1 protein-coding gene and 1 pseudogene are annotated in these 1,087 nt (G+C 72.7%); one reads left to right on the top strand and one right to left on the bottom strand.

From position 1 onward, the window contains the following. A pseudogene (locus C3488_RS39640) lies at positions 1-236 on the top strand (rRNA cytosine-C5-methyltransferase); the annotation flags it as partial. A gap of 40 nt (positions 237-276) precedes the next feature. On the opposite strand, the gene C3488_RS39645 reads toward C3488_RS39640, so the two are convergent. Further along, positions 277-1,087: ATP-binding cassette domain-containing protein (locus C3488_RS39645; RefSeq protein ID WP_103845635.1), on the bottom strand; the 811-nt coding region annotated here is incomplete at its 5' end.

A 1,087-nucleotide genomic window follows, 5' to 3' on the forward strand; every position in this document is an offset into this window, starting at 1 on the left:
TGGAGTCCGTACGTGTCGGTGGCGTCGTCGGCTACGCCACCTGCTCGCCGCACCTGGCCGAGACCCGCGCGGTGGTCGACGACGTGCTCAAGCAGTACCGCGACGCCGAACTCATCGACGCCCGGCCGCTGCTTCCCGGCCTGCCGGACCTCGGCGACGGCCCCGACATCCAGCTCTGGCCGCATCTGCACGGCACGGACGCGATGTACCTGGCCCTCATCCGCCGCACGGGATGAACCCGGCGGCCGGCACCGCCCGGCGGCGTCGGGCAGACGCTCACCGCGCCTTGTCGGGCCGCACCGCGATGTGATCGGGCTCCAGGTCCAGCAGAACGCGGTCGCGGATGTCGAGGGCCTGAGCGAAGTCGTGCGGCAGCTGAAGGCGGCCGGAGCGGTCCACGGTGGCGTACTCACGGGCCGTGGTCGTGGTGCGTCCCTCGTCGTCGGTGGTGGTGCGGCGCAGCACCTCCGAGGCGGTACGGCCGTCGCGGATGGCGACCGTGCGGCGGATGGCGGAGGCGACCGCGGTGTCGTGGGTGACCAGGACGACCGTCGTGCCGAGTTCCTCGTTGACGGTGCGGAAGGTGGCGAAGACCTGGTCGGCCGTGGTGGAGTCGAGCTGGCCCGTGGGTTCGTCGGCGAGGACCACCGCCGGGTGGTTGGCCAGGGCCACGGCGATGGCGGTGCGCTGCTGCTCGCCGCCCGACATCTGATGCGGGCGGCGGTCGCGGCAGTGGGCGACACCGGTCATCTCCAAGAGCTCCGTGGTGCGTACGGCGCGCTGCCGCCTGCCCCTGACGAGGCCCGCGAGGCGCATGGGCAGGGCCACGTTCTGGGCAGCCGTGAGGTAGGGCAGGAGGTTGCGCGCCGTCTGCTGCCAGACGAAGCCCACCACTTCGCGCCGGTAGCGCAGCCGGGACCGGCTGTCCATGGCCAGCAGGTCGAAGCCCGCGACCGTGGCGCCGCCCGCGGTGGGGACGTCCAGCCCCGCCAGGATGTTCAAGAGAGTGGACTTCCCGCTGCCCGAGGCGCCGACCAGGGCCATGAGCTCGCCCTTCGAGACCAGCAGGTCCAGCCCTTGCAGGGCC

Source organism: Streptomyces sp. Ru72, assembly GCF_002920635.1.
Classification (GTDB): Bacteria; Actinomycetota; Actinomycetes; order Streptomycetales; family Streptomycetaceae; genus Streptomyces.